Below are 25,832 nucleotides of genomic sequence, written 5' to 3'. Positions count from 1 at the left end.
CTAGGGGCAAAGGGCAGGCTTAGGAAGGCGCGCTGTCAGACAGGCCTCTGAAAAACCATGGCCGACCAGCCATCCCGCCGAACGCGGTGTACCAGTGCCAGGCCATGGCCTTCATAAGCGCGCCGGACCAGCGGCTCCTGATGCGTCAGCAAGCCGGACAGGATCACATGGCCGCCGGGGGCTGTGAGCCCCACAATTTTCGGGCAGAGGCCGACCAGTGGGCGGAACAGGATGTTCGCAAAGATGAGGTCATACGGCCCATCGCGGCGGATGGTGGCATTGAAGCCGCCGCCTGTCTCGAAGGTGCGGAAGGCATTGGCGACATGGTTCTTGGCGGCGTTCTCATTGGCGACGCGCACGCTGTCCTTGTCGATCTCGGTGCCCCAGGCGCGCTTAGCCCCCGCCTTGATGGCCGCGATGGCCAGCACGCCAGAACCGGTGCCAACATCCAGAACTTTTTGCGGCCGGTCGGTCTTCAGGACATGCTCAAGCCCGAAAAGGCAGCCAAGCGTCGTGCCATGGTGGCCGGTGCCGAAGGCTGGGCCAGCTTCGATCAGGATCGGCGTCTTGCCCGGCGCTGATTTTGCCAGAACATGGCTGCCCGCCACGATGAAGCGCCCCGCAGCAACCGGCGGCAGGCCTTCCAGCGACATGACAACCCAGTCCCGGTCCTCAAGGGCTTCGATAACAGGGTTCAGCGACGGCGAGGTTTCAAGGATAATCGCCTTGCAGGCTTCGGCGTCCTCTGCGCTTTCGGCATAGGCGTCGAGGCGCCAGGCATGGCGGCCATCTTCCTTGGCGTCGACCGCGCCAGCCGGCGAAGGGTCGGTCCAGGCCAGGGCATCCCAGGCCGGTTCAATGGCCTCACGCGGGCCTTTTGCAGTGATCTGATACATGGGAAAAGGCCCATAGCAGAGCCGGTGATTGCCCGATAGGGTGCGAATTCGGTGAAAGCGCACGAAAGGGGCAAAGCATGTTTCTCAGATTAGCCACACTGGCAGTCACATTGGTCTTCTGCGGCGCGCATGCCGACGCGCAGACGGAGGGTGAAACCCGCCGCATCGTCCGCGCCGCGCCTGAACCGGACTGGCGCCCCATCGCGCCGGAAAACCTGCTTTTGATCGAGACCGAAAAAGGCACGATCACGGTCGAGCTCAACCCGGATTTTGCGCCGGAACATGTTGAGCGTATGCGCAAGCTCGCCTTTGGCGGCATCATGCATGGCCAGCGTTTCTATCGCGTCATTGATGGCTTTGTGGCGCAGGGCGGCTTTGAAGATGAAGCGCTGATGGTCGACTGGCCAACCCTCACCAATGAGAATGAGCGCGTTTATGGCGGCGCGGGTTTTGTGCCGCTTGGCAATGATGATCTCTTCGCGCCAGAGACCGGCCATATCGATGGCTTCCCGGTCGGGCGCAGCGCAGAACTTCAGACCGAATGGCTGCTTCATTGCCCGGGCGCGATGGCGATGGCCCGCGATACAGACCCCGATTCCGGCTCAACCGAGTTCTACATCGTGCTGGATGCGCAGCGCTATCTGGACCGGAATTTGACCGTCTTCGGCCGTGTCATCGACGGCATGGAGCATGTGCAGGCCATGAAGCGCGGCAAGCGTGAAATCGAAAGCGGCGTGATCCAGGCGCCAGAGCAGGGCGATCTCATTCGCTCGTTCCGCCTTGCCAGCGAAATGATGGAAGAAAACCGTCCGCACTGGGAGGTGATGAATAGCGAGAGCGAGCTGTTCGAGGACTTCAAGACATCCCGGCGTGTGCGCGATGACCCGTTCTTCTACCGCAAGCCGCCTGAAGTGCTCGACATTTGCAGCATCTCTGCGCCTGTCCGCCAGGTGAAGCCGGGTGACACGCCGCAATGATGTTCAAGGCGTCGCTGCGCGATGGGGTCCGGCGCGGCGACATCACAACGACGATCCGCATCTGGAAGACGCCGCGGGTGAAACCCGACCATCGCTACAAGATGGCGCCGGGGGCGGTGGTCGTCGAGAGCGTTCAGGAAATCGCGATCAGTGACATCACGCCCGCCATGGCGCGCGAGAGCGGCTTTGAAGGTGTGGTGGATTTGCTGAAGACCGCAAAGCATGGCGAAGGCCAGCGCGTCTTTTTTATCCGCTTCCACTATGTCGAAGATTGATCATGCCAGCAGTGTGGTCGCGCAGGCGCAAAGTCCGACGCAACCACATTCCTGAACCCGGCACGCTATGATCGCCTAGTGCTTCCAGCCATGATCGTAATGGGCCCAGGCCCGGTCACGATCGTTATGGGTGCCGACATTGTAATTATAGCCGCTGTCATAGGTCGGGCCGGTTTCGTAATAGGCGCCTTCGCCGCCGCTGGACCAGACAACCGTGTTTTCGTCATACACCTCGCCGCCAGCATAATAGCCTTGGTCATAGGTGCTGGCGCTCTCATAGCTATACGACGCGCCATCATAATAGGTGTCGCTGCTGCTATAGGTTGGAGCGGTCTGATAGCTGCTGGTCGTCCCGTGATAGGCGTGGGTGCCCGTGTTCGGATGGTAGCAGTCTGGCGGCGCGAGGCGGGTATAGGTGCGCGTATAGGTTTTCGTGACCGCAGGCGGGGAGTAATGCGTCGGCGCGGCAACCGGCGTTGAGCAGGTCGTGTAACAACAGGCGGCGCAGCTGGTTGCGGGTGCCGAGCTATGGAAACGGGTTACCTGAACGTCGCGCTCATAGGTCGTATGGGCGGCGGGCGGCACGTATTCGGCATGCGGGGCCGGGGCTCTATGCGGATGATGGGCGGTTTCATAACCGTCTGCCATGGCCGGCATCGCGGCCAGCATGACCAGTCCAAATCCTGCAGCTATCTTGGTGATCATCGGGACGTTTCCTCGGCTGGTTGATCGTATGGTAAACGATTAGTTAACAGCAATGCGGCGAAATTCGGGAATGTTCCTCACCGGCGCAATTTTTTAGGTGTCGCGCGCTGTTCAGACGGCTGCGAAAGCGGTTATGCAGGGGCCATGACTGTTTCATTGAAAATCGCAATTGCCGGTGTCGCCGGACGTATGGGCCAACAGCTCGCAACCGCTGCCCTTGAGGCTGGCCACATGCTTGTCGGCGGGACCGAAGCGCCGGGCTCTGACAATATCGGCACGGACATTGGCGAGATATTGGGGCGCGGCGCGATTGGCGTGGCTGCTGTCGAAGACGTCGCTGAAGCGGCCAGGGACGCAGACGTCTGGATCGATTTCACCAGACCAGAGGCAACGCTTGCCGCGGTGAATGCGCTGTCTGGCAGTGGCGTAAAGGCCGTGATCATCGGCACGACCGGTTTCGATGCCGCAGGTGAAGCGGCCATCACGGAAGCGGCGGGCAGTCTTGCCATCGTCAAGGCTGGCAATTTCTCGCTGGGCGTGAACCTCCTCTGCAGTCTCGTCGAACGGGCCGCCCGCAGTCTTGGCGAAGACTGGGATATTGAAGTGCTCGAAACCCATCACCGCCGAAAAGTGGATGCGCCGTCCGGCACGGCGCTCATGCTGGGGGATGCCGCCGCATCCGGGCGCGATGCTGATCTGAAAGCTTTACGCGCAGGGCCTTATGATGGGCCGGATGCCAAGCGCGAACCGGGCACGATCGGCTTTGCAGTTCGCCGGTCTGGCGGCGTCATCGGCGAGCATGAAGTGACGTTCGGCTCTGACATGGAAATTCTGAGCCTCTCCCACACCGCGCTGGACCGCGCCGTCTTTGCGCATGGGGCCTTGGCCGCCGCGCGCTGGGCCGTGCGCCAGTCACCGGGCCTCTATGATATGGATGACGTGCTCGGCCTTTGACGTTGGGTGAGGAATTGCCAAGCCCCGATTGAGGTAGCACTGGATAGTCCAAATCCAGTCCAGTCCGCTTATTCGGGAGACCCACATGTCAGAAGCATACATTATTGACGCCGTCCGCACGCCGCGTGGCATCGGCAAGGTTGGCAAGGGCTCGCTCGCCCACCTTCACCCGCAGCACCTCGCTGCGACCGTGCTCGGCGCGATCCGTGACCGCAACAATCTCGACACGGCGACTGTCGACGACATCATCTGGGGCACCAGCTCTCAGCGCGGCGCGCAAGGCGCAGACCTTGGCCGTATGGCCGCGCTCGATGCCGGCTTTGACGTCAAAGCCTCCGGTGTGACGCTTGACCGTTTCTGCGGCTCGGGCATCACGTCTGTCTCGCTCGCAGCTGCGCAAGTCATGTCCGGCATGGAAGACTGCGTTATCGCAGGCGGCACCGAGATGATGAGCTACACGGCTGCGACGGCTGACCCGAAGAACCCGCCAATGATGGATGCGGGCAACCTCCACCTTCGCGAGCTGCACCCACAGTCTCAGCAAGGCGTTTGCGCCGATGCGATCGCAACGCTCGAAGGCATTGATCGCGAAGCGCTTGACCAGCTTGCCGTGACCAGCCAGCAGCGCGCGAAAGTGGCAATGGATGAAGGCCGTTTCGACAAGTCCTTGATCCCTGTCTACAACCGCGACGGCACACTCGCGCTCGACAAGGACGAGTTCCCACGTCCAAGCACGACGATGGAAACGCTCGGGAACCTCAAGACCGTGTTCAACATGTATATGGACATCCCGGTCGACGATCAGGGCAATACTTACGGCTCCATGGTCACGAAGAAATACCCACAGCTCGAAGGCAAGATGACCCATGTTCACCATGCCGGTAACTCGTCCGGCGTGGTCGATGGCGCAGCGGCTATCCTCGTCACCTCGAAAGAGTATGCCGACAAGAACGGCCTGAAGCCGCGTGCCCGTATCGTGGCGACCTGCAATATGGGCGACGACCCGACGCTGATGCTCAACGCGCCGGTCCCGGCTGCGAAGAAAGTCCTCGAAAAGGCTGGCCTGACAACGGACGATATCGACGTCTACGAGATCAACGAAGCGTTCTCTGTCGTCGCAGAGAAGTTCATCCGTGACCTCAATCTTGATCGTTCCAAGGTCAACATCAATGGCGGCGCCATGGCGCTTGGCCACCCAATCGGTGCGACCGGTTCGATCCTCATCGGCACTGCGCTGGATGAGCTTGAGCGCTCCGGTGGCAAGTATGGCCTGGTTACGATGTGTGCGGCTGGCGGCATGGCCCCGGCGATTATCATCGAGCGCATCTAGGCCCACTCGACACCTCATCATGACAACCGCCGGGCCCGCACATGCTGGCCCGGCGGTTTCTTTTTGGGCGACAGGTCCGGCCGTCGCCAATAGGATGGCAGGTCATGGAGGGCCTGAAATCATGACTTTGAAATCCTTGACCTGCGCGGCGCTGTTCGCGGCCACTGCGATTGCGGGCTGCGCCACGACAAGCACAGACCCCAAATCCTACAACTCCGATCCCATTGCGATCGATGCCGATTTCCCGCCATCACTTGTCGAGCTGAATTTCGAGAGTAACGGCGACCGGCTGAACGGGCTGGCCTATCTCGCAAATGGCGAAGGGCCACACCCGACCGTCGTGCTTCTGCATGGCTACCCGGGAAATGAGAAGAACCTCGACCTTGCCCAAGCCCTTCGGGCCGATGGCTTCAACGTCTTCTTTTTCCATTATCGCGGGGCCTGGGGCAGCGAGGGACTTTTCAGCTTCACAAATGTCATCGAGGACGTCGCCGCTGCGACCGACTATCTGCGCGCCAACGCCGAAACCTATCGCACTGACCCTGACAATATCATTCTCGTCGGTCACTCGATGGGCGGCTTCGCCTCGCTCGAAGCGGCTGCGCGGGATGACCGCATCAATTGTACGGCTGGGCTCGCCCCGGCAAACTTTGGTGCGATCGCTGCGGTACTGAACGCCAGTCCTGAGCAGGCCGCCGGGTTCGCGGCCTATTCCGACACGCTTCAGATGCTGGCCGGATGGAGCGGCGAGAAGGCAAATGCTGAGCTCGCCGCCAATCAGCAGGCCTTCGATACGCGCTTGCTCGCGCCGCAGCTTTCCGGAAAGTCTGTCCTGCTGATCGCGGGTGACAAGGACACATCAGTGCCGCCTGAGACGATCCATGCGAGCATGGTCGCCGCCTATGAAGCTGAGCCCGGCATTACGCTGACCGCCAAAGTTCTTCCCGGTGATCATTCTTTTTCATGGTCTCGCCACCGGCTGATCGATGAGGTGACGAGCTGGGCGAAGACCTGCCGCTGACCCGCGCGGCCGCCAGCAAGCTTTGCGATACGATGGGGCGCCATACCAAGACCGACCGAACTTCCATCAAATTTCAAAGACCGACTGAACCATAATTCCACACCTCTGTGCCACATTGGGGCGTAACGAAATGATCCAACAGGGTCTGATAACGGATGGTGATGATGGCTAAGACGGTTCTTGTAATCGATGACGACCCAACACAGCGCAGGCTGCTTCAGGCAGCTGTCGAGAAGTCAGGCTTTGCCTGTCGGACGGCGCCAGATGGCGAGAGCGGCTTCACCACGGCGACCGAAGCAGGCGCCGATGTTATCCTCCTTGATCTCAATATGCCGGGCCTTTCCGGCATGGAGACGCTGGAGCGCCTCTCCGAACGTATTCCGGACGTGCCGGTCATCATGTTGACGGCCACCTCCGGCATCGACACCATTGTGTCCTCGATGCGCGCTGGCGCTGTAGATTTCATCGTAAAACCAGCCAATCCAGAGCGCGTCGTTGTCTCCATCCGCAATGCCCTCAAAATGTCGTCGCTGACCGGCGAAGTAAAACGTCTCACCCGCAAGAGCGAAGGCGGCATGAACTTCGAGGACATGATCGCTTCGGCCCCGTCCATGCGCCAGGTGATCCGTCTTGGACAGCGCGCGGCAAGCTCTGACATTCCGGTTCTTATACTTGGTGAAAGTGGTGTGGGTAAGGAAGTGATTGCCCGCTGCATCCAGGGCGCATCTGACCGCGCTGGCAAGCCTTTCGTCACCGTCAACTGCGGTGCCATTCCAGAGAACCTCGTTGAGAGTATTCTCTTCGGCCATGAGAAAGGCGCGTTTACCGGTGCTGTCTCAAAATCGCTCGGTAAATTCGTTGAGGCAGATGGCGGAACGCTGTTCCTCGATGAGATTGGCGAGCTGCCACTCGACATGCAGGTGAAACTGCTGCGCGCCCTGCAGGAAGGTGAGGTCGATGCTGTCGGCTCCCGCCGTCCGACCAAGGTGGACGTCCGCATCATTTCCGCGACCAATCGTGATCTGGCTGAACAGGTCAAATCAGGCAACTTCCGGGAAGATCTGTACTATCGCCTCAACGTCTTCCCGGTCGATGTGCCGGCCCTGCGTGAGCGCAAGGACGATATTCCGTCGCTGGTCGACTTCTTCATCTCCCGCTTCAACGTGTCTGAAGGCCGCGATGTCACAAGCGCGACGGACGAGACGCTGCGCATGCTGTGCGCCCATGACTGGCCGGGCAATGTCCGTCAGCTTGAGAACGCCGTCTTCCGCGCGGTGATCCTGGCTGAAACCTCGCAGCTGCAGCCGCATGACTTTCCGCAGATCTCCGGCATCATGCCTGAGATGGCAGACCTGCCGCCGGTTCCGGCCCGCTCTGAGGCGGCTAATGACATGCAGGCCGTGCCGAGCGATGGCTATGCGACCGCCGCTGGCCCTGTCGGCATCAAGGATGATGCAGGCGAACTGCGCACCCTGTCGGAGATCGAGCGCGACGTGATCGAATATGCGATCGACTTCTATCAGGGGCATATGTCCGAAGTCAGCCGCCGGCTCGGCATTGGCCGCTCCACGCTCTATCGCAAGATCCGCGAATACGAGCTGGACCAGCAGAACGAACAAAAAGCCGGCTGAACTCATTTTCGATAAAGGTCGAAGCCGCGAATTTGGAGACGAAAAAGATGGGTGGCATTAACATGTCATCTTCGGATTTTGTGGATCATTTCATTGAGATAGTTGGCTACAAATCTGGAGTCGTAATTGGCCGCAAAAAATTGTTTCAAATTGTAGAGGATTACGATCCAAGGATCACTTTGGCGTTGGGACCAGAGGGTGCCGGTTCCTATCGCATGCATTCTTCAGAGTTTGAGAGCATCGTTGCCCATCTCCTGCACAGAATCGGTAACATTGACGACCCAAGTACAATGCCCGTGAGCATTAGGTTATTCCATCAATCTAAAAATGATCCCGTAGCTTTGAAGCGCTACGAAGAAATTATGGAAACCTACACTGGTTTTATGCGCCGAGCCCTTCGAACGGCTAAGCCTGCGAGCAAGATTGATCCTTCGCCGTTTCTCCAAAACGTTTTCGATCGATTTGGAGTTCAAGGTGTAGAAATGGCAATGAGGTTGCTTCGCGGCGTCAATCATCAGCTACACATTTCACCTTGGGGACGGATGCGCGCTTTTGAATGGAGCGACGAAGTTGAATTAGAGACATTATTCCGGGACGAGGGGCTAGAAACGCTTCATGGTAAATTTTTCGACCAACGCTTCATCGATTACCTGAACAACAACTTTGACGATTTGGGGGATATCCATTGGCGGAAATTTGAAGCGCTGGCGGGCGAGTACTTCGAAAGGCAAGGATTCAAAGTGGAAATGGGCCCTGGGCGAAATGATGACGGAATTGATCTTCGCATCTACCCAATGTCTAGCGAAGTCGAATCGCCTCCACTGATTTTGGTTCAATGCAAACGACAAAAAGCGGCGATAGGCAAAGCGCTTATTAAGTCAGTTTACGCAGATGTGTTGCATGAGAAGGCTGGCTCGGGGCTGATAGTTACTAGCTCACGGTTGTCGCCAGGCGCTGCTGCGTTGAGAACAGCGCGAGGCTATCCAATTGAGGCGGCCGATCGCAAAACTCTGCAAGATTGGATATCCAATATGAAAACTCATCGGCTATGCTAGGCGGATAGACACAACACCCGCAAGATTCAGGTGGATGGCGTCGTCGTGGGGGGTAAACTGCGGGCGATGACGACATCCACTGATCTTTCCGAACGCTCTGCCGCCTATGCGCGAATGGCCGACGCCTTGCGCCATCTCGGCGATACTTGGCAGGACTGGCCGGACCTCTCCCAATGCGCGAAAGCGATGGGCGTCTCGCCGTATCATTTTCAGCGTGAATTCACCCGCTGGGCGGGCATCAGCCCCAAGCAGTTTCAGGCGACCCTCGCGCATGCCGAGGCCGGTGACCTTTTGCGGCAAGGCGCTTCGGTGCTCGATGCGAGCTTCGCGACAGGCCTGTCCGGGCCATCGCGCCTGCATGATCTTTTTATCGCGCATGAAGGCCTGACCCCCGGCGAGGCCAAGTCCGGCGGGGCAGGGGCTGACCTGACCCTCGGCGAGGCGCCGACCCCCTTCGGCACCGGTGTCTTTCTGGTCTCCCCTCGCGGCTTGTGCGGCCTTGGCTTTGCCGATGATGGCGTTGGCGAGAAGACCGGATTTGAGCATCCGGGCTATTCGAGAGAACAGGTGATTGAAGACCTTGCCGGGCGATATCGAAACGCCAGCATTGCCCGCAATGACGATGAAGCGGCTCTCTGGTCAGAACGGATTTTCCAGAAGGACGACCCGATCCCGGTCGCCCTCTATGGGACGCCTTTTCGGCGCCAGATCTGGCGGGCGCTGCTCGATATCCCGGCTGGCGAGACGCGGACCTATGGCGAAATCGCCGCTTCGGCAGGCCAGCCAAAAGCTGCGCGTGCAGCAGGAACAGCGATTGGCGCGAACACGCTGGCTTGGCTGATCCCCTGCCATCGCGCTCTTGCGTCGGACAAAAGGTTACATAATTACCATTGGGGTGTGGCGCGCAAACGCGCCATGCTGACATATGAGCGCGCGCACGCGGTCTGACGACCTTGAGGCATGCGCCCGCAGAGCCGACAGGATTAGTCATGGGAATTTTGACCTTTTACGCCTTCATGTTCGCATTGCTGGGCGGTTGGGGCATCTGGCTTTTGATGCAGTGGCGTGGGCTGCCAGACTTCTCGAACGCCGTTTACAATTCGATGACCGAGAAGGGATTGCTCTCGCCGACCGTCGGCCGTGAGGAATTCAAGGAAGCTTTTATCCGCTGTGAAGCCCCTGTGGCGGCGAGCTATCGCTGGGTATCGGCCCTGGTCAGCCTGATTGCGCTGCCGCTGCTCGTCCTGATCTTCAACACGATCTATGACTTCTTCTGGCGTCTTGGCGGCGCGGTCCCTGGGCCGCTTGAGCGCGGCTACATGTTCCACACATTCCTGACCTTCGTATTTGTCATGGCCGTGATTGTCGGTCTGCTCTACCTTGTAACGGCCCACTATTACAGACATGCGCCGCCCTCCCTGAAATCGGAGATCCGGCGGCTGGAAGGACAACCCGCATGAGCGTTGAATATCTGCACACCATGATCCGCGTCTCTGACATTGACGCGGCCAAGACATTTTTCTGCGATGGCCTTGGACTGAAAGAGCTGCGGCGCGTCGACAATGAGGGCGGGCGTTTCACGCTTGTCTTTCTGGCCTCTGAGGAAGATGCGGCCCGGTACAAGGCCGACCGTGATGAGAACGGCCTGCCACCAGGTCTGCCGATGATTGAGCTGACCTATAATTGGGACCCGGAAGAGCTCGAGGGCGGCCGCAATTTTGGCCACCTCGCTTACAAGGTTGATGACATCTACGCCGCGACCGAGCGCTTCCAGAAGCTCGGCGTAACGATCAATCGCCCGCCGCGTGATGGACGGATGTGTTTTGTCCGCTCTCCGGACGGGATTTCGGTCGAGCTGCTTCAGAAGGGCGACCCATTGCCTCCGAAAGAACCGTGGGCGAGCGCGGAGAATATCGGCACCTGGTAGCCGCGCGCCATATCGCGCAGTTGTAACGGGCCCGCATCCGCCTACTTCCAGCGTGATGGCAAACGAAAAAGACCCCGAACGTAACCGCCTGAGTGCGCGTCTCCTACGCACCGCCAAGGTTGGCTCTAACCTCTCCGGGGCGGGCCTCTCCTTTGCGGCAAACTCCATCTTTGGCGGTGATGAGAGCGACGAGAAGATCGCCCGCGCGCTTGCTTCGGCCCTTGGCAAGACCAAGGGGCCGTTGATGAAGGTCGCGCAGATGCTATCGACCATTCCTGATTTCCTCCCGGCTGAATATGCCGCCGAGCTGTCGCAGCTTCAGGCGCAAGCGCCCGCCATGGGCTGGCCATTTGTGAAGCGACGCATGCGCGCTGAGCTGGGACCTGACTGGCAGAGCAAGTTCGCTGAATTTGGCAAGGAGGCCGCGCATGCTGCCTCGCTCGGGCAGGTCCACCGCGCCACGCTGCCGGATGGGCGCGAGGTTGCCTGCAAGCTGCAATACCCGGACATGGCGAGCGCGGTCGAAAGTGATGTCGGACAGCTAAAAAGCATGCTCGGCCTTTTCCGCCGCATGGACGGGTCGATCGACCCGCGTGAGATGGTTGGCGAGATTTCCGACCGGCTTCGCGAGGAGCTCGATTATGCCCGTGAGCGCAAGCACATGCAGCTTTATCGGCTGATGCTGGAGGACAAGGACTTCGTCCACATTCCGGCGCCGGTGGATGAATTGTCGACCGACCGTTTGCTGACCATGGACTGGGTCAGTGGTGGACGCCTTAGCGATTATGAGGATGCCAGCCAGGAGGTGCGCAATGGCATCGCCAAACGCCTCTACTGGACGTGGTGGCTGCCCTTTACCCATTACGCCGTCATCCACGGGGACCCGCATCTTGGTAATTATCAGGTGACCCGCGGCGGCGAGGGGCTGAACCTCTTGGACTTCGGCTGTATCCGCATCTTCCCACCACATTTCGTTGGCGGCGTTGTCGATCTTTACCGGGCGCTGCTCGCAGATGATTTTGACGCGACCTATGCCGCCTATGAGAAATGGGGCTTCAAGAACCTCAACCGTGACCTTGTTGAAGTGCTCAATATCTGGGCCGGCTTCATCTATGGTCCGCTTCTGGATGACCGGGTGCGCAGTGTCGCCGATGGTGTTGCGCCGGGCGAATATGGCCGCAAGGAAGCCTTTCAGGTCCGAAAGATGCTGAAGGAAAAAGGGCCGGTGACCATCCCCCGTGAGTTCGTCTTCATGGACCGCGCCGCCATCGGCCTTGGCGCCGCCTATCTGCGCCTCGGCGCCGAGCTCAATTACCATCAACTCTTCGAGGAGAGCCTCGAGGGTTTCGATGAAGCCGAACTGGCGCAGCGGCAGACCGACGCGATGGGCGCGGTGGGGCTGATCTAAATCAGCGGAAATCTGCAGGCTTCTTTTTTCTTTGACGGATCAACTCAAACAAAGCAAACCTTCAACCGAAAGTGTGGAAGGAAACAATTTGCGTTTGGTGTTTGAAAAGATTTTCACTTGTTTCGTTTTGTCAGCCTGTATTGCGGGAATGGCAACTGCGCAAACTTTTGTCGCCGCGCCAAATAGCAGCTTTGTGTTGGATTTTGACACGGATGACGGAGCGTATTCCTCTTGGCGTGCTGACGATTTGTCGGGTTTGAATGCCATGGAAGCCCGCGTGACGTTTCTCAGGAAAGGCAAGCACAAGAAATGGGTGCCGTCTTTTTCTATTTCATTGGCTGATGAGGCGGACAGAGCGACTCTTAGCGTGACGGCGTTGCCGAAAAGTGGCCCATTGGTCATGAGAACCGAGACCTCCTCTGAAAGGGGTGATGACCCTTTTCCGGTGTATGCTTTACCGCCTGAGTTCGGCGAGGAATTTGATCTTCTTGTCGAATGGAACGACCAGGGGCTGGTTGTCTTCACCGTCTACTCCAAGGCGGCGGAGACCATGAACGGATATGAACGGCATGAAGTTCAACTCGATCATGCCCCGAACAAACTCAGGATTTCGGTTTCGACCGGCGAGGTGATGTTCGATCCGCTGCGACTTGGACGGATGGAAAACGCCGAAACGGAGTGACCCTTTCGGCGCTCGGCATCCATTTCGCTTGGCACGGGCCTAGCTCATCTTGAATCGGATCGGGATCGATTTTGGCCCCGAGACGAAATTCGCCTGCACGCGGCTTGGCTTGCCGTTCAGTTCGACCGATTGCAGGCGCGGCAGCAGCTCTTCCCAGAGGATACGCATTTCCATCCGGCCGAGGTGCTGGCCGAGGCAGACATGCGCGCCGTAGCCGAAAGCGACATGCTTGTTCGGGGACCGGTCGACGCGGAAAGTGTAGGGATCGTCGAACACATCCTCATCGCGGTTGCCCGACGGATAGGACAGGAACAGCCAGTCGCCCTTCTTTATCTGCTTGCCATGTACCTCCGTGTCGGCTGTAGCCGTGCGCATGAAGTGCTTCACCGGCGTTTCCCAGCGGATGGATTCTTCCACCATGGACGGGATCAGCGAGAGATCCTCTTTTACCTTGCGAAACTGGTCCGGGTTCTCCGCCAGCGCCCACATGGCGCCGCCGGTCGTGTTGGAGGTCGTGTCATGCCCAGCTGTTGCGGCGATGATGTAATAGGACATGGCTTCCAGATGGCCGAGCGGTTTGCCATAGACTTCGCCATTGGCGATGACGCTGGCGAGGTCTTCGCGCGGAGTCTTTCGGCGGTCCTCGGTCATCTCCATGAAATAGGTGAAGAAGTCGGAGACCGTGGCCTGGATATTGGCAAGACCTGTGTCGGAGTCTGAAACGTCCGCGCCTGTCCGGTTCACTTCCGGGTCCTGTGCGCCGAACAGCTCCTGTGTCAGTTTCAGCATGCGCGGCTCGTCAATCTCCGGCACGCCCAGCACTTCCATGATCACATGGAGGGGGTAGAGGAAGGCGACGTCGCGGGCGAAGTCGCACTCGGTGCCCTTCTCGGCCATCTGGTCGATGAAGCCACGGGCAATCTCTCGGATCCGGTCTTCCAGCTTGCGCAAATTCTGCGGCATGAACCAGGCCTGTGTCAGGCGCCGATACTGCATGTGATCCGGATTATCCATCTGGACGAGGGAGCGTAGCAAATTGGGCGAGCCGCCCATCATCGCGCGGACCTTCTTGTCGGTCTCGATATTGGTGAGCGTCGCGGAGCGGTCTTCATTGTGGAAGAGGTCGTTCTGCTTCTCGATGTTAAGGATATCGGCGTGTTTGCTGACCACCCAGAACGGATCGAAGCCCTCCAGCTCGGCGGTATCGAGCGGTGCATTTTTGCGCAGCCAGGCGAATGCTTCATGCGATCTGTCCCAGTCAGCATAGGCTTTAGGGTCGACCACGGCTTCGGCGATGTGGCTTGGTATTGTCATGATTTTCCTCCTCCTTGGCAGGGCGATGCCTGCTTCCTTTGATATGCCGATATCATATACTTGCTATACGGCCAACAAATATGTTACGGACAGAGCCATGGCTGAAACTGACACCGAGACGTCTTCTGCGCGCCTGACACAGGCTGAACGGCGCGACCGTTCTGAACGCGAACTGCTGGAAGCGACCATGCGGGTTGTGTCGAAGCATGGCGTTTCGGCAGCGACATTCGACGTGATCGGCCGGGAGGCGGGTTATTCGAGAGGGCTTGTGACCCAGCGCTTCGGCTCCAAGGATGGCCTCATCCGTGCGCTCATTGCCTATCTGCATACATGGCAGCAGGAGGCGCTTGGGCAGGGTCAACTGGATGAAGATGACGGCCTCGCCGAGCTTGAGGCCTTCATCAAGCTGCATTGCCTGTCCGTCGGCGGTCATGAGGAGAGCAAGGCCTACTACATGCTTCTGTCTGCCGCCGTTGCCGACAGGGACAATACGGCGGCCTTCGCCGATGAGCACGAAGTCGAGCGCCAGCTGATCCGCCAGATGATCGAACGCGGCCAGCAGGAAGGCCGCATCAAGCGAGACGTGGACGCCGATGCCACGGCGCTCATGATCGGCTGCGCGCTGATCGGTATCCGCATGCAGAAGCTGATTGATCCGGCGACCGGTGTAGAGCCGATCAGGAAGGCTCTGATGGAGACTCTTCGGGCGCGTCTCGCGCTCGCGAAGTGAGGGCGGAAAGGGAAACAGGGGATGACTGCAACACCTTACAAGACATGGCAGTGCCGGACCTGCGGTTACATTTATGATGAGGCCGAAGGCGATCCGAACGAAGGCCTCGCCCCCGGTACACGGTGGGATGACATCCCCGAGGACTGGATCTGTCCGCTCTGCGGAACGCCGAAGTCCGACTTTGACATGATCGAGTTGTAAGCCCGAGTGCGGCAAGAGGCGCTTTCCAAGTCTGGCCTGAGAGACTAGTCCAGCTGGATGGAACACGGTCGATTCAACACGCCAGCCGCGCTCGCAAAAGAGCCTTTCACCGCCGCGTTCTGGACGCTGTGTGCGCCTTTTCTGTTTCCGGTCCTGGGCGCGACCCTGCTGGCGCTGGCCTGGCCGGGCTTCAACCAGATCCTTCAGGGCAACACCACCGACCCAAATAGTATCGGCCTGATGTGGACCGCATTTGCTGGCTTCCATCTCGTTCACTTTGCGATTCTCAGCTTCTGGAGTGAGCGGATTGGCGCGGGCGCGTTTGCGGGCAGTATGAAAGCTTCGCAGAACTGGATTATCGCGGCGATCCTGCTCGGCCCGGTCATCCTGATCCTGCCCAATCTCGTTGCTGCGAGCTTCTTTGGCGGCGAGCAAGGCTGGGAATATTCCAGCGACGTGAATGAGGACCTTTTCTCCACAGCCAATTGGGGGCCTGCCTATCTCGTCTTCGCGCTGGTGCTGGCGCCGCTCCTGGAAGAGGTGACGTTTCGCGGCGTGGCGCTTGGCGCCATGGTTGTTCGCGGTGTCCCGCCCGTGATGGCGGCGGTGATCTCATCGGCGGCGTTCACCTTCCTGCATCTGCAATATTCGATCCCGGCGCTTGTCGTCGTCTTTGTCGCGGGGCTGGCCTTCGCCTGGCTCCGCCTGAAGAGCGGAACCATAGTGGTGCCAATCATCGCGCATATCGCGGCCAATAGCGCGATCACCTTTCTCGCGAGCCTCGCGCCACCCACCACGCCATGACCTGAACCATAGTCGGCGCGTGGCGGTGTCGGATAAATTCTGCTGCGTCGCTCCCGCTAGGTGAGGTCTTGTTGCGAGGTGCGGCTTGCGGCAAACCGCTCGGCGACATGACAGACGATTTTACCAAATCCCAGAGTTTCGATGTGCCGGACGGCTATCAGCTGCTTCCATGGCATCGCGGGTTCGGCCGGCAGGTCGGGCCGCTGTTTGAAAAGCGCGGCCCGAACGGCATGACGCGCGGCTTCCGCGTTGAGGAGCATCACACCAACGGTATGCAGAACGCCCATGGCGGGATGCTGATGACGTTTGCGGATATGGCATGGGGCAGCGCCGTCGAGAGTGGTGAGGACACCTGGTGGGTCACGATCCGCCTGCTGTGTGACTTCCTCTCCGGCGCCAAGCTCGGCGAGTTCGTCGAGGGCAATGCGACGGTGGTGAGTGAGGTCGATGGCGTCTTCACCGTTGAGGGCCGCATCTGGACCGGCGAGCGCACGCTGCTGACCGGCACAGGCATCTTCAAGGTCATCGAACGGCGCGTGGGGGCAGGCGGATGAGCAGTGCAGACCAAAATCGCCAGACGCCCAATACACGCCGGAAGCCCAGCGATGACGACCTTGTCCTGAAGCCCTATGGTGGCGAGCGTCCGCCTGCGCCGGACTGGTTCGAGCGGGCCGTCGACACGCCCTATCGCACGGGCGAGGTCACGGTTGATGGCGCGAAGATCACCTATCAGGCCTGGGGGGACCCGTCCAAGCCCGGCCTTTTGCTGGCGCATGGCAATGGCGCCCATTCCCATTGGTGGGACTTTATCGCCCCCTTCTTCGCCGAGGACTATCACGTCGTCGCGCCGAGCTTTTCCGGCATGGGCGACAGTGACTGGCGCGAGGCCTATTCATTCTCGCTGTTCTCAAAGGAGCAGCATGCCGTCTGTGAACATGCCGGTCTCTTTGCGCACGCGCAGAAGCCGATCATGGTCGCGCACTCTTTCGGTGGGATCATCGCCCTTCATACCACCATGATCGAAGGCGGGGACAGGTTTGGCGGCGCGGTGATCGTCGATAGCCATATCGAACCGCCCGGCGAGGAGCGCCCGCGTCCGCCGCGCCGGACCGGGCCGAACCGCGTCTATCCGGATTTCGATAGCGCGCTCGCGCGCTTCCGGCTGGCGCCGCCGCAGCCCTGCGCCAATCACTTTCTGGTCGACTATATCGCCCGCCACAGCTTGAAGCCTGCCACCGATGAGAGCGGCCATGAGGGCTATACCTGGAAGTTCGATCCTTACATCTTCAACTCGCTGATGACGGCGTGGGATGAGCTTGACCTGACGTCGCTCGATACGCTGTGCCCGATCATGTTCATGCGGGGGGCGAGCTCGCTGCTGGCGACGCCGTCGGTCGCGGCCTATATGGTCTCGCTGCAGGATCCGCCCGTTCCGATGGTGACGGTGCCCGATGCGCATCATCACATCATGCTGGATCAGCCGCTCGCCTTCGTGACCGGTGTGCGCGGCATTCTCGCAAACTGGCCGCCTGCCCGATAATCCTGTTTGCAACGCCGCCCGGCACCCATTAAGGCCGCGCCCATGATCGAGATCCTCCCCGAAACGCCTGAGCTCCACGCCGACGCGATCGAAGACCTGTTCGACGCGACCTTCGGCCCTGGCCACTTTGCCAAGACCGCCGAGCGCCTGCGCGAAACCTCCGCCTCCATCCCGGAGGTGAACCGGGTCGCGCTGATGGACGGCGAGGTGATCGCCGTCTGCCGCGTCTGGCCGCTGGTTGTCGGGCCAAAGAGAGACCGTGCGTTGTTCTACGGCCCCGTCGCCGTCGCCCCCGGCCATCGCGGCAGCCGCCTTGGCCTGACGGTCACCGGCGAGGCGCTGGAAGCGGGCGAGAAAGCCGGCTGGCCCGCCGCCATATTGATCGGCGCGCCGGCCTATTTTGGCGAGATCGGCTTTACGGTGACACCGCGCAATCAGCTGCTCTTTCCGGGCCCGCAGGACCAGTCACGGGTGATGGTGCGGGACCTGGCGGGTGATGCGAGCCTGTTGTCTGGGATGGTGACGGCGCCCTGAGGGGGGGTGTTTGGAGGAGGGCGCTTGGGGTGGATTGCCGGATGGCCCTCGTCCTTCGACTTCGCTCAGGATGAGGGCTATGGGGTGCTTGTTCCAACCATAGCACCCTCACCCTCCCAACCCCCACCAACCTCATCCTGAGCGAAGTCGAAGGATGAAGCCCCAAACGCCAACGCCCCCAAAACCAGCACCAAAGCCCGCAGACTCCTCGAAAAGAGCGCGGCCGAAATCAAATTCCAGAAACCAAGCATCATAGGCGGCCCGCGCCCGGCGCGCACGTCGGGGCGCAACGGCAAAACACCCGCAGGCCAGAGTGGCGCAGCGCGAGGCCCATCCATAAAACCGCCAAGCGAGGCATAAGCCGCGCCAGCGTCCAGCGCGAGGCGGTCCCATGGCGTGCGGTCAAAGCTTGTGGCCATGGCCCCTCGCGCGGCGCGTTCAGCGTCGGACTCGTCGCAATACTCGATCCAGATGCGGCCATCGCGTGTCAGGTGCCAATGGAAGAAGCGGCGCCCTTCCTCGGCATAGACAAGGAAGGTCTCGTCGAGGCGGCGCAGATAATGCCACAGCACCGGCCAGTACATGACCGGTACCTGTGTGTGGCACCAAAGGATCGTTCGCCAATCGAGCATGCGGGAAGACTAGACCGGGCGCGAGGGGCGGGGGAAACGGGTGGGAAGCTTTCGGTGTGGCGCGCCTTCAAAGCAGGTTTCGCGCGCGGTCGACGCGGAGGCTCTTGCCGGGCCGTCTATGCCCGCTGAGCAAGCGCTCTGTGAGGCGCTGATAGTGGAGGATGAAGGTTTTGACCCAGGCGATCTCGGCCGGGGTGAGCGTGCCGGGGGCCTTGCCGAGATTGCCTTCCTCCTGCTGCAGACGCCAGCCTAGCACGGCATCAAAAGAGGGGGCATCGATGTGGATGAACGCGTCTGCCATGTCCCAGAGCCGGGCATAGGGCCCGGCGAGCTGCGCCTCCTGATAGGCACGCCAGTCCCCGCTTTCATCGCGCGCCTCAATGGCGTTGAGGGGCGGGCTCTCAGGCGAGGACGGGTCGGCCTCAAGGCCCATCAGCCAGCCTTCAAGGACGATGAGATCGGGGCGGCCTGTCCAGGTTTCCCAGTCGTCTGGCGGCAACCGGTCATCGGCGGCCTTGGAAAAGCGGGGCAGGGCGATGCGGTCACCGGGCGCGGCGGTTTTCAGCGCCGTCAGCGTCTGCATGAGCAGCGTGAGATCATAGGTGCCAGGCGGCCCACGCGTTTCGAACAGGGGGTGGACCTCTCGGGCGAGCGCCAGCCGCTCGGCCTTCGGCAGGTAAAAATCATCAAGGCCGAGGCCGATGGCGCGCGCGCCTAGCTGCGAGAGCGCACCGCGAAGCGCAGTCGATTTGCCGATCCCCTGCGCGCCAGACACGAAGACGATCTGCGGGGCCGAGGCGGCCTCCAGATGCGCGGTCAGCTGCCGCGCGAGCGCATGTGAGAGCGGTGTCATGCGGGGAAGTGTTGGGGCAGGAGGTGCGGGGGGAGTAAGTGTTGGGTTGGTTGAGGCAAAGCCGCGCGGGCATGTGCGTTTGACCGTCTAGTTGAGCTCCCAGCAGCAGGCTTATGGACTGGCGGAGCGGGAAGCGCGCTGGATGTTTTATGTGCGTGCTGTTCAGAAGACATCAATGCAAGATTCATTGAGCCATTCTGGAATTTTTACATTTCTAGCTTTTGGGTGACTGGCGAACATAGCTCGGATATTGGCTAAGCTAATAAGCGTGTCTGTGAGCAGCTTCTTTCGTTCATCATAATACTTGTTCGAAAAATCGTCTCGCGTGAACTCGTGAGCCGGACGTTGGCGTAAGCGACGAATTTTGCGTAGGGGCTGAATGACCACTTTCTTGAAGGTGTCGGGATCGTCCCATTCGATTTCTTTCAAAAGCCATTCCTCTAGAAGAGTTAGAGATGCCTTTCTTTGAGCTCTGATCTTGCCGTCTGGACGCTCTGACTCGGTTTCCATTGCGCAGCTGCCCTCGAAAAACGAGTATTCAATGCTTTCGGACAATAGTTTGTCTAGTGACAATACAAGACGATTGAAATTCTCTGCCGTTGGTCGGAGAAAGGACGTGAGTCCAATCGGAACGTATTTTCCACTTTGATCGCGAAAAAGGCTTTTCCCCCAAATAGCATTAGATAGTTCTCGAATAAGACGTAGTTCCTCAGTGATTGCGTATCGTATTGAGCGATTGCGCCACCATTCGTTAGCTATGCTTGTTTGATAGTATTGTTTACACATACGAACATCGCCGGATGCGCTGTAGCTTTGCCAGTATTTTTGGTGATCTGGTGACAAGTCCGCCAAGTAACGGAGGAAAGCGATGGTGTGAGGGACTCCATGGTTATCAAATCCCAATCCGAACGTTTGAAGTGAAACTTTGTCGCGTTCGGGATGTTTTTTGTCACCATATGCGTCGTTCTTTATCGACATCTGACCCATGTAGTCTTTAAAAACTATATCATATCTCGGGTCCGAGACGTATCTTTCTAAGACCCCCATATCGAAAGCTCGATAGCCTAGTTGCGGTTCGCCAAGCAGCAACTCTTTCGAAAATGGACGATCACTCCAAGCTTCGACATTCGTGCGTTTTCGAACCTCGTTGGCGGTCGGGTAAAGGCAAAAGGCGTCGAGAGCTTGATCCGTCAGAAGCTCGATTTGTTTCCCAATCGGCATTTCTGGAAAACGTTTGATATGCATGTTTGGCGATGAACAGGCGAATATTGCTGATGCTTTGTTCGCCCTGATCAATTCTTCCAGAACCTTTTTCAACTCGTCAGGAGTTTCTTCAACCTCTAATAACTTGGAGGCGACAATGCCGTTGAAGCGGTTTCGTTTAGCGCCGACGATGAATTTTTCAGCGATACTATCCATTATGTTTTTGGTGTGCATTTCTGCAAAGTACCTAGAGTCTTGGCAAAGAAGTAGGCTCTTTATTTCCGTCATGTCTCGATATCGGCGTCGGCATGATGAGAAATATAAGCCACCACGACCGGCATGAAGACTAGGCTGGCGAAGCCATGCGTCGCAGTATCGCCACACTTCCCCATTCCTCACCCATCCACCCACGCCCAGTCTCCCACCATAACACCCGCCCCATAAGAGGCGGGGCATAGGGAGGACTTTCGCATGAGCCCGTTTGACGCTGTTGACCCGGAGCTGCGGCCGTTTTTTGCGGCGCGGCCGAATATTAAGCTACGCCACGGATGCCCAAATTCCAGTTGACCCAATTCCATATTTCAACGATTATTGAAATATGGACAAGACCGAGGCCCTTCATGCGTTTTCGGCGCTCTCTCAGGAGGGGCGGCTGGATGTGTTTCGGCTGCTCGTGCGGGCGGGGCCGGAGGGGCTGGCGGCGGGCCGGATTGCCGAGGCGACGGGCCGTGCGGCCAATACGCTTTCGGCGCAGCTGAATATCCTGTCGCAGGCCGGCCTGATCGATAGCCGGCGTGAGGGACGGTCCATTATCTATTCGGCAAATTTCAGCGAGGTGAGCGATCTGATCGTTTACTTGCTGGAAGATTGCTGTGCGGGGGAGGCTTGCGTCGCAACGAGCGTGCAGGCGGCCGCCGAACGATCCCTGTGTTGCAGCCCGGGCGATGATGTCCCGGAGAAGGATGCCCTGTCATGAAACGCCTCCATGTCCATGTCGCCGTGGATGACCTCACCCGCGCCATCGCTTTCTATGAAACCCTGTTCGCGACGCCGCCGAGCGTCGTGAAAGCCGATTATGCGAAATGGATGCTGGACGATCCGCGGGTCAATTTCGCGATCAGTGCGCGCGGGGCGAAGCCGGGCGTCGAGCATCTTGGCATACAGGTCGAGGATGCGGGAGAGCTGGCTGAGGTCTACGACCGGCTGGAGCGCGCCGATGCACCGGTGCTGGAGGAGGGCGACACGGTCTGCTGCTATGCGCGCTCCGAGAAGAGCTGGATCACCGATCCGGCAGGCGTACCGTGGGAAGTGTTTCATACCCATGGCGAGGCGGCCTCCTATGGTGGTGGAGACGTCGCGGAGGACGCGCGCCTTGCCGTGACACCGACGGGGCGGCCAGAGGCGCCCTGCTGCGCGCCGGCGGGTCCAGCGCCAAGCGCCTCCTGCTGCTAAGGGAAATGGGGCATGGGCGCGTTTGAACGCTATCTTTCAGTCTGGGTGGCGCTCGCCATTATTGTGGGGATCGCGCTCGGCCAGGTCTTGCCCGGCGTGTTTGGCGCGCTGGCGGGCTTTGAGTATGCGAATGTGAACTTCGCGGTCGCCATCCTGATCTGGGCCATGGTGTGGCCGATGATGATCGGGGTGGATTTTGCGAGCTTGAAACGGGTTGGCGAGAAGCCGAAGGGCCTGCTGATCACGCTGGTGGTCAACTGGCTGATCAAGCCGTTCACCATGGCGGCGCTGGGTGTTCTGTTCTTTCGGTATGTGTTTGCGGGCCTCATCCCCGAGAGCGATGCGGACGGGTATATTGCCGGGCTGATCCTGCTGGGCGCGGCGCCCTGTACGGCGATGGTGTTTATCTGGTCGCAGCTGACGCGGGGCGACCCGAATTACACGCTCGTCCAGGTCAGCGTGAATGATGCGATCATGGTGTTTGCGTTTGCGCCGATCGTGGCCCTGCTGCTCGGCATGACCGACATTGTGGTGCCGTGGGAGACGCTGCTCCTGTCGGTCGCGCTCTATGTGGTGGTGCCGCTGGTGGCCGGGGTGGCGGCGCGGCAGATGCTGAAGGCGCGGGGCGGGGATGCAGCGGTGGACGGGTTTATCGAGCGGGTGAAGCCGGCCTCTGTGCTGGGCCTGTTGCTGACCGTGGTGTTGCTGTTTGGCTTTCAGGGCGAGGTGATCCTTGAGCGGCCGCTGATCATTGCGCTGATTGCGGTGCCGATCCTGATCCAGTCCTATGGCATGTTCGCGGTGGCGTATGGGGCGGCCTGGGTGCTGAAAGTGCCGCACACTATCGCCGCGCCCTGCGCGCTGATCGGGACGTCAAATTTCTTTGAGCTTGCTGTGGCGGTCGCGATCTCGCTGTTTGGGCTGAATTCCGGCGCGGCGCTCGCGACGGTGGTGGGTGTGCTGGTCGAGGTGCCGGTGATGCTGTCGCTGGTGGCGCTCGCGAACCGTACGAGGGGCGCGTTTCGGGAGGATGCTGGGGAATGATCGTTATCCATCACAATCCGGACTGCGGCACCTCGCGCAATGTGCTGCGCCTGATTGAGGCGTCGGGCGAGCCGTTTGAGGTGGTCGAGTATCTGAAAGAGGGGTGGACGCGGCCGCAGCTGCTCGGCCTGTTTGCCGCGGCCGGGCTGACGCCGCGCGAGGCGCTGCGGGAGACGAAGTCGCCTGCTGCAGAGCTCGGCCTGCTGGAGGCGGGCGTGGATGACGCGCAGATCATCGCGGCGATGCTGGAGCATCCTGTGCTCGTGAACCGCCCGCTTGTGTGTTCGCCGCTGGGCGTACGGCTCTGCCGCCCCAGCCCAAGCGTGATTGACCTGCTGCCGGTACTCCCGCGCGAAGCTGTGCTGGACGAAAAGGGTGAGGTGTTGTTCGCGCCTCAAGGTTATTCAAGCTAACAACAGCGGCCGCGGACTCCGGGTTTTGGAGCGCGGCGGGACGTTTTCTGTTCAGGGGAAGGCTCAGGGCGGCTTGAGCGGGGTGGGGGCCGGGGGCACGAGCGGCGCAGGGACTGTCCAGACATGGTCCAGAAACAGTGCAACTTCGGATAAAGCGGACAGCGGAGGAGCGACCGCGTCGAGCGCGAGGGCCGGGCGCAGCCACGGCGTGCGGTCAAAGCCGTCCGGCAGGGCGCAGCGCCCTTTTTGCTCGGCTTCGGTCAGGCCCCATTCGGAAATCCAGATGACGCCATCCTCGCGCAAGTGCCAGTTCACATAGGCGCGGCCATCCGCCTTCGCCTCGGCAAAGCTCGCCTCGAGCCGGCGAAGATAATGAAACAGCGTCCGCCAGTGCCGCACCGGCACGCGCATCAGACAGCTCCATATGATCGCCCAGGTCAGTTCCATACGGCAGGGTTATAGACGGAGGCTGCGGGGAGGGGGAAAGATTCTGGACTATTTGATCTTCGAGCGCCGATCCATATCCGCTTCTTGAAGTGACGCAGTTGAAGGTATGCCTAAAGCGCGCATTCTCGTTGAAGCGGGGGCTGCAACAAGCAAGCGTTGCGTTATCCGGTCGTACCTACCAACCTGCCTAGAGATATCATCGTCCAAGTGCCGAAATGTTTGAGCATCAGTGCAAAAAGAAAATGACTTCTGCCAACCAAACAATCTTCGTCCCAAATTATCGAGGGTTGCACTTCGAGATTTTCGAGGGTCGAAGTTTGGATCGCCTTTTACGAATGTGTCGATTGCTTTGCGGGATGAATTCAACATCTCACGCGCTTCGGATTTCATCTTATCAACCGAAGCCTTGCTGGGAACGCATCGGTTAGGCTGAATGGTGCAACCTAAAAGATTAAAAGAATCCGTGCAAATACCGCGATTGGCCTTGGTAGACCCCTTTACAGGCGGGTACAATTCAAACTGCCACTTCTGAAGTTGTGTCTCGGCAAATTGAATAGCCAAATTCAAATTGCGATCGGTTTCACCGATAATGAACAGGTCATCGATGTACCGCACCGCCGTAACTTCAAGACCGTTCAGTTCATGGTCAAAGTCATACAGAAGTATGTTGCCGGCCAAGGCTGAAAGTGAGGAACCTTGAGCGACGCCGATGCCACCTTTTGGAAATAGGGAGGCATAAGTGTCTAGTTCGGCCTTGTTTGCTAGATTCACTTCTAAGGCAGAGGCAAACAGAGCACTTAGATCATCGTCCTGCGTTTGAGCGCGGACGATATCTATGACTTCCTTAGTAGGTATTTTTGTGAAAAAGGCTTTGATATCTGACTGATAAAATACGCGACCACCATTTTCCATCGCAATAAGGACACGCTTAATGGCAGGTTGTACTCCACCATAAGGCTTCATAAGTCCGCCTACGCCGAACTTTGATCGATTGATGTCGTTTAAAACACCAAGTCGAGCATCATGCTTGGGTAAGTATTTCGAATTGGGATTGGACGGGTCTTCGACTGCACGTGGTTGAAGAACTTGAAGAATTGCTCGTTGAACAACTCGGTTGGTCATTGTCCCGATTGCAATCGGGCGAGGATTCTTGCCTGCAGCTATCCTAGTTTTCTTATCTTTGAGCACTCCTTGGACAGCGTCGAATCCAAAGCGGCGCTCTCGGAGTTGCGTTTGAATTCTTTTTAAGTGCCGATGGCTTTCGTGCTCAAACTCTGAAGCTTGCCCCCGAATTTGACCGTTCTTCGACTGAAGCGCGCTTCGACGCACATGGCGCCAGGCCAGATGCAGGTTTTCGGTTTTTCGAACGTCATCGAATAATGTAGTCACCTCAGTCTCCGCTCGGGCCCTTCGTTCATACAATCCCGACCGTTGACGGGGGACCATCCACTGCGCACGATCTTGTCGTGACAACAGACAACTCAGCCGCCGAAGCAACTTCGATGATACCGCCTTGGCCCTTGCGCCTTGCCGATTGCTCATGCGCAGCGGTCAGTGCCAGGACGATAATGGATGCCGCGGACAAGATGATGGTCACCTTGCCGGATATCCAACCCCGAAGGGTCAGTTTTTGTGGGCTCGAATGCGCATTTCCTCAGTCTCCAACCTAACAGGTTTTTGTCAAAGTCAAGCGCTTTGCCGCCCGGCCCGGCCCGCCTGCAAATTTGTCTATCAGCTGCCGAAAGGCCACCTTGGGGTAGTGTACTCACAGCTTCATGAACAACGGTCAGGTCCGGTCCATCCA

Annotated in this window: 30 protein-coding genes; 22 read left to right on the top strand and 8 right to left on the bottom strand. The window is 59.2% G+C overall.

Translation table 11 applies throughout. From position 1 onward, the window contains the following. Positions 1-35: 35 nt before the first annotated feature. A complete protein-coding gene (locus B8783_RS02040) occupies positions 36-896 on the bottom strand; it encodes a 50S ribosomal protein L11 methyltransferase (protein ID WP_084418104.1) in 861 nt (286 codons plus the stop codon). A 77-nt stretch (positions 897-973) separates the two neighbouring features. Between B8783_RS02040 and B8783_RS02035 the strand changes: the two genes are divergently transcribed. Continuing rightward, the gene (locus tag B8783_RS02035; protein ID WP_084418103.1) at positions 974-1,873 is read left to right on the top strand and encodes a peptidylprolyl isomerase; all 900 of its coding nucleotides are present in this window, start codon (positions 974-976) and stop codon (positions 1,871-1,873) included. Continuing rightward, the gene (locus B8783_RS02030) at positions 1,870-2,148 is read left to right on the top strand and encodes an ASCH domain-containing protein (RefSeq protein WP_084418102.1); all 279 of its coding nucleotides are present in this window, start codon (positions 1,870-1,872) and stop codon (positions 2,146-2,148) included. Before B8783_RS02035 ends, B8783_RS02030 begins: the two co-directional genes overlap by 4 nt. 75 nt (positions 2,149-2,223) lie before the next feature. On the opposite strand, the gene B8783_RS02025 is transcribed toward B8783_RS02030, so the two are convergent. Then, positions 2,224-2,853, bottom strand: coding sequence for a hypothetical protein (locus B8783_RS02025; protein WP_084418101.1), 630 nt, complete (start codon positions 2,851-2,853; stop codon positions 2,224-2,226). Between the two features lie 144 nt (positions 2,854-2,997). Here B8783_RS02025 and dapB point away from each other — a divergent pair, with 144 nt between their 5' ends. The 10 genes from dapB to B8783_RS01975 all read left to right on the top strand — a co-directional run bounded on the left by dapB (position 2,998) and on the right by B8783_RS01975 (position 12,861). Beyond that, positions 2,998-3,807 (top strand): 4-hydroxy-tetrahydrodipicolinate reductase, encoded by an 810-nt coding sequence (gene dapB, locus B8783_RS02020; protein WP_199288146.1) that lies wholly within the window; start codon positions 2,998-3,000, stop codon positions 3,805-3,807. 85 nt (positions 3,808-3,892) lie between these two features. Beyond that, complete coding sequence (locus tag B8783_RS02015) at positions 3,893-5,137, top strand: acetyl-CoA C-acetyltransferase (RefSeq protein ID WP_084418100.1); 1,245 nt, start codon at positions 3,893-3,895, stop codon at positions 5,135-5,137. Positions 5,138-5,258: 121 nt separating this feature from the next. Beyond that, positions 5,259-6,158, top strand: a complete 900-nt coding sequence (locus B8783_RS02010) for an alpha/beta hydrolase family protein (RefSeq protein WP_139792212.1) — start codon at positions 5,259-5,261, stop codon at positions 6,156-6,158. Positions 6,159-6,322: 164 nt separating this feature from the next. Continuing rightward, a complete protein-coding gene (locus B8783_RS02005) occupies positions 6,323-7,789 on the top strand; it encodes a sigma-54-dependent transcriptional regulator (protein ID WP_084418336.1) in 1,467 nt (488 codons plus the stop codon). A gap of 47 nt (positions 7,790-7,836) precedes the next feature. Next, positions 7,837-8,844 carry a restriction endonuclease gene (locus B8783_RS02000; protein ID WP_084418098.1) on the top strand — a complete coding sequence of 336 codons (1,008 nt, stop codon included), beginning with the start codon at positions 7,837-7,839 and terminating at the stop codon, positions 8,842-8,844. Between the two features lie 66 nt (positions 8,845-8,910). After that, positions 8,911-9,792, top strand: a complete 882-nt coding sequence (locus tag B8783_RS01995) for a methylated-DNA--[protein]-cysteine S-methyltransferase (RefSeq protein WP_084418335.1) — start codon at positions 8,911-8,913, stop codon at positions 9,790-9,792. Between the two features lie 41 nt (positions 9,793-9,833). Continuing rightward, positions 9,834-10,304 (top strand): hypothetical protein, encoded by a 471-nt coding sequence (locus B8783_RS01990; protein ID WP_084418097.1) that lies wholly within the window; start codon positions 9,834-9,836, stop codon positions 10,302-10,304. Then, on the top strand, positions 10,301-10,771 hold the full coding sequence (locus tag B8783_RS01985; RefSeq protein WP_084418096.1) for a VOC family protein: 471 nt from the start codon (positions 10,301-10,303) through the stop codon (positions 10,769-10,771). The genes B8783_RS01990 and B8783_RS01985 overlap by 4 nt, the downstream gene beginning before the upstream one ends. Positions 10,772-10,826: 55 nt before the next feature. Next, on the top strand, positions 10,827-12,179 hold the full coding sequence (locus B8783_RS01980; RefSeq protein WP_084418095.1) for an ABC1 kinase family protein: 1,353 nt from the start codon (positions 10,827-10,829) through the stop codon (positions 12,177-12,179). Between the two features lie 31 nt (positions 12,180-12,210). Continuing rightward, positions 12,211-12,861 carry a hypothetical protein gene (locus B8783_RS01975; RefSeq protein ID WP_139792211.1) on the top strand — a complete coding sequence of 217 codons (651 nt, stop codon included), beginning with the start codon at positions 12,211-12,213 and terminating at the stop codon, positions 12,859-12,861. A gap of 39 nt (positions 12,862-12,900) precedes the next feature. Here the strand turns inward: B8783_RS01975 and B8783_RS01970 are convergent, their stop codons facing one another. Then, complete coding sequence (locus B8783_RS01970; protein ID WP_084418093.1) at positions 12,901-14,175, bottom strand: cytochrome P450; 1,275 nt, start codon at positions 14,173-14,175, stop codon at positions 12,901-12,903. A 97-nt stretch (positions 14,176-14,272) separates the two neighbouring features. Here B8783_RS01970 and B8783_RS01965 point away from each other — a divergent pair, with 97 nt between their 5' ends. The 6 genes from B8783_RS01965 to B8783_RS01940 all read left to right on the top strand — a co-directional run bounded on the left by B8783_RS01965 (position 14,273) and on the right by B8783_RS01940 (position 17,984). Next, positions 14,273-14,905 carry a TetR/AcrR family transcriptional regulator gene (locus tag B8783_RS01965; protein WP_169711676.1) on the top strand — a complete coding sequence of 211 codons (633 nt, stop codon included), beginning with the start codon at positions 14,273-14,275 and terminating at the stop codon, positions 14,903-14,905. Between the two features lie 21 nt (positions 14,906-14,926). Beyond that, entirely contained in the window at positions 14,927-15,106 is a 180-nt protein-coding gene (locus tag B8783_RS01960; RefSeq protein WP_084418091.1) for a rubredoxin, read from the top strand. 57 nt (positions 15,107-15,163) lie between these two features. Next, complete coding sequence (locus B8783_RS01955; protein WP_084418090.1) at positions 15,164-15,910, top strand: CPBP family intramembrane glutamic endopeptidase; 747 nt, start codon at positions 15,164-15,166, stop codon at positions 15,908-15,910. Between the two features lie 107 nt (positions 15,911-16,017). Continuing rightward, complete coding sequence (locus B8783_RS01950; RefSeq protein ID WP_084418089.1) at positions 16,018-16,464, top strand: PaaI family thioesterase; 447 nt, start codon at positions 16,018-16,020, stop codon at positions 16,462-16,464. Beyond that, positions 16,461-17,450, top strand: a complete 990-nt coding sequence (locus B8783_RS01945) for an alpha/beta fold hydrolase (RefSeq protein ID WP_084418088.1) — start codon at positions 16,461-16,463, stop codon at positions 17,448-17,450. The genes B8783_RS01950 and B8783_RS01945 overlap by 4 nt, the downstream gene beginning before the upstream one ends. A gap of 42 nt (positions 17,451-17,492) precedes the next feature. Continuing rightward, the gene (locus tag B8783_RS01940; protein ID WP_084418087.1) at positions 17,493-17,984 is read left to right on the top strand and encodes a GNAT family N-acetyltransferase; all 492 of its coding nucleotides are present in this window, start codon (positions 17,493-17,495) and stop codon (positions 17,982-17,984) included. A gap of 77 nt (positions 17,985-18,061) precedes the next feature. On the opposite strand, the gene B8783_RS01935 is transcribed toward B8783_RS01940, so the two are convergent. The 3 genes from B8783_RS01935 to B8783_RS01925 form a co-directional block, all read right to left on the bottom strand. Further along, positions 18,062-18,568: a hypothetical protein gene (locus B8783_RS01935; protein ID WP_084418086.1), complete on the bottom strand. Its 507-nt coding sequence runs from the start codon at positions 18,566-18,568 to the stop codon at positions 18,062-18,064. A gap of 115 nt (positions 18,569-18,683) precedes the next feature. Further along, the gene (locus B8783_RS01930; RefSeq protein WP_084418085.1) at positions 18,684-19,469 is read right to left on the bottom strand and encodes a hypothetical protein; all 786 of its coding nucleotides are present in this window, start codon (positions 19,467-19,469) and stop codon (positions 18,684-18,686) included. 162 nt (positions 19,470-19,631) lie between these two features. Further along, complete coding sequence (locus B8783_RS01925) at positions 19,632-20,888, bottom strand: hypothetical protein (protein WP_139792210.1); 1,257 nt, start codon at positions 20,886-20,888, stop codon at positions 19,632-19,634. Between the two features lie 382 nt (positions 20,889-21,270). Here B8783_RS01925 and B8783_RS01920 point away from each other — a divergent pair, with 382 nt between their 5' ends. The 4 genes from B8783_RS01920 to B8783_RS01905 are packed head-to-tail and all read left to right on the top strand — an operon-like array spanning position 21,271 to position 23,581. Continuing rightward, positions 21,271-21,648, top strand: coding sequence for an ArsR/SmtB family transcription factor (locus B8783_RS01920; RefSeq protein ID WP_084418083.1), 378 nt, complete (start codon positions 21,271-21,273; stop codon positions 21,646-21,648). After that, positions 21,645-22,124: an ArsI/CadI family heavy metal resistance metalloenzyme gene (locus B8783_RS01915; protein WP_084418082.1), complete on the top strand. Its 480-nt coding sequence runs from the start codon at positions 21,645-21,647 to the stop codon at positions 22,122-22,124. The genes B8783_RS01920 and B8783_RS01915 overlap by 4 nt, the downstream gene beginning before the upstream one ends. 12 nt (positions 22,125-22,136) lie before the next feature. Further along, positions 22,137-23,168: an ACR3 family arsenite efflux transporter gene (gene arsB / locus B8783_RS01910; protein ID WP_084418081.1), complete on the top strand. Its 1,032-nt coding sequence runs from the start codon at positions 22,137-22,139 to the stop codon at positions 23,166-23,168. Next, a complete protein-coding gene (locus tag B8783_RS01905) occupies positions 23,165-23,581 on the top strand; it encodes an arsenate reductase family protein (RefSeq protein WP_084418080.1) in 417 nt (138 codons plus the stop codon). Before arsB ends, B8783_RS01905 begins: the two co-directional genes overlap by 4 nt. Before the next feature lie 63 nt (positions 23,582-23,644). On the opposite strand, the gene B8783_RS01900 is transcribed toward B8783_RS01905, so the two are convergent. Then, entirely contained in the window at positions 23,645-24,028 is a 384-nt protein-coding gene (locus tag B8783_RS01900) for a hypothetical protein (protein WP_084418079.1), read from the bottom strand. A gap of 48 nt (positions 24,029-24,076) precedes the next feature. After that, entirely contained in the window at positions 24,077-25,417 is a 1,341-nt protein-coding gene (locus B8783_RS01895) for a reverse transcriptase domain-containing protein (RefSeq protein WP_084418078.1), read from the bottom strand. Positions 25,418-25,832: the final 415 nt, after the last annotated feature.

Source organism: Henriciella litoralis (assembly GCF_002088935.1).
GTDB classification, from domain to species: domain Bacteria; phylum Pseudomonadota; class Alphaproteobacteria; order Caulobacterales; family Hyphomonadaceae; genus Henriciella; species Henriciella litoralis.
The sequence above is the reverse complement of the archived record's forward strand: the minus strand, read 5'-3'. Positions and strand labels throughout refer to the sequence as shown.

Bases quoted from the DNA above. Each gene is read 5' to 3' on its own strand.
- B8783_RS02005 (WP_084418336.1), top strand. From the start codon at position 6,323: ATGGCTAAGACGGTTCTTGTAATCGATGACGACCCAACACAGCGCAGG.
- dapB (WP_199288146.1), top strand. From the start codon at position 2,998: ATGACTGTTTCATTGAAAATCGCAATTGCCGGTGTCGCCGGACGTATG.
- B8783_RS01905 (WP_084418080.1), top strand. From the start codon at position 23,165: ATGATCGTTATCCATCACAATCCGGACTGCGGCACCTCGCGCAATGTG.
- B8783_RS01915 (WP_084418082.1), top strand. From the start codon at position 21,645: ATGAAACGCCTCCATGTCCATGTCGCCGTGGATGACCTCACCCGCGCC.
- B8783_RS02015 (WP_084418100.1), top strand. From the start codon at position 3,893: ATGTCAGAAGCATACATTATTGACGCCGTCCGCACGCCGCGTGGCATC.
- B8783_RS01950 (WP_084418089.1), top strand. From the start codon at position 16,018: ATGACAGACGATTTTACCAAATCCCAGAGTTTCGATGTGCCGGACGGC.
- B8783_RS01935 (WP_084418086.1), bottom strand. From the start codon at position 18,568: ATGTACTGGCCGGTGCTGTGGCATTATCTGCGCCGCCTCGACGAGACC.
- B8783_RS01980 (WP_084418095.1), top strand. From the start codon at position 10,827: ATGGCAAACGAAAAAGACCCCGAACGTAACCGCCTGAGTGCGCGTCTC.
- B8783_RS01990 (WP_084418097.1), top strand. From the start codon at position 9,834: ATGGGAATTTTGACCTTTTACGCCTTCATGTTCGCATTGCTGGGCGGT.
- B8783_RS01920 (WP_084418083.1), top strand. From the start codon at position 21,271: ATGGACAAGACCGAGGCCCTTCATGCGTTTTCGGCGCTCTCTCAGGAG.
- B8783_RS02010 (WP_139792212.1), top strand. From the start codon at position 5,259: ATGACTTTGAAATCCTTGACCTGCGCGGCGCTGTTCGCGGCCACTGCG.
- B8783_RS02025 (WP_084418101.1), bottom strand. From the start codon at position 2,853: ATGATCACCAAGATAGCTGCAGGATTTGGACTGGTCATGCTGGCCGCG.
- B8783_RS01960 (WP_084418091.1), top strand. From the start codon at position 14,927: ATGACTGCAACACCTTACAAGACATGGCAGTGCCGGACCTGCGGTTAC.
- B8783_RS02035 (WP_084418103.1), top strand. From the start codon at position 974: ATGTTTCTCAGATTAGCCACACTGGCAGTCACATTGGTCTTCTGCGGC.
- B8783_RS01925 (WP_139792210.1), bottom strand. From the start codon at position 20,888: ATGGATAGTATCGCTGAAAAATTCATCGTCGGCGCTAAACGAAACCGC.
- B8783_RS01965 (WP_169711676.1), top strand. From the start codon at position 14,273: ATGGCTGAAACTGACACCGAGACGTCTTCTGCGCGCCTGACACAGGCT.
- B8783_RS02040 (WP_084418104.1), bottom strand. From the start codon at position 896: ATGTATCAGATCACTGCAAAAGGCCCGCGTGAGGCCATTGAACCGGCC.
- B8783_RS01985 (WP_084418096.1), top strand. From the start codon at position 10,301: ATGAGCGTTGAATATCTGCACACCATGATCCGCGTCTCTGACATTGAC.
- B8783_RS01955 (WP_084418090.1), top strand. From the start codon at position 15,164: ATGGAACACGGTCGATTCAACACGCCAGCCGCGCTCGCAAAAGAGCCT.
- arsB (WP_084418081.1), top strand. From the start codon at position 22,137: ATGGGCGCGTTTGAACGCTATCTTTCAGTCTGGGTGGCGCTCGCCATT.
- B8783_RS02000 (WP_084418098.1), top strand. From the start codon at position 7,837: ATGGGTGGCATTAACATGTCATCTTCGGATTTTGTGGATCATTTCATT.
- B8783_RS01945 (WP_084418088.1), top strand. From the start codon at position 16,461: ATGAGCAGTGCAGACCAAAATCGCCAGACGCCCAATACACGCCGGAAG.
- B8783_RS01940 (WP_084418087.1), top strand. From the start codon at position 17,493: ATGATCGAGATCCTCCCCGAAACGCCTGAGCTCCACGCCGACGCGATC.
- B8783_RS01930 (WP_084418085.1), bottom strand. From the start codon at position 19,469: ATGACACCGCTCTCACATGCGCTCGCGCGGCAGCTGACCGCGCATCTG.
- B8783_RS01970 (WP_084418093.1), bottom strand. From the start codon at position 14,175: ATGACAATACCAAGCCACATCGCCGAAGCCGTGGTCGACCCTAAAGCC.
- B8783_RS01995 (WP_084418335.1), top strand. From the start codon at position 8,911: ATGACGACATCCACTGATCTTTCCGAACGCTCTGCCGCCTATGCGCGA.
- B8783_RS01900 (WP_084418079.1), bottom strand. From the start codon at position 24,028: ATGGAACTGACCTGGGCGATCATATGGAGCTGTCTGATGCGCGTGCCG.
- B8783_RS02030 (WP_084418102.1), top strand. From the start codon at position 1,870: ATGATGTTCAAGGCGTCGCTGCGCGATGGGGTCCGGCGCGGCGACATC.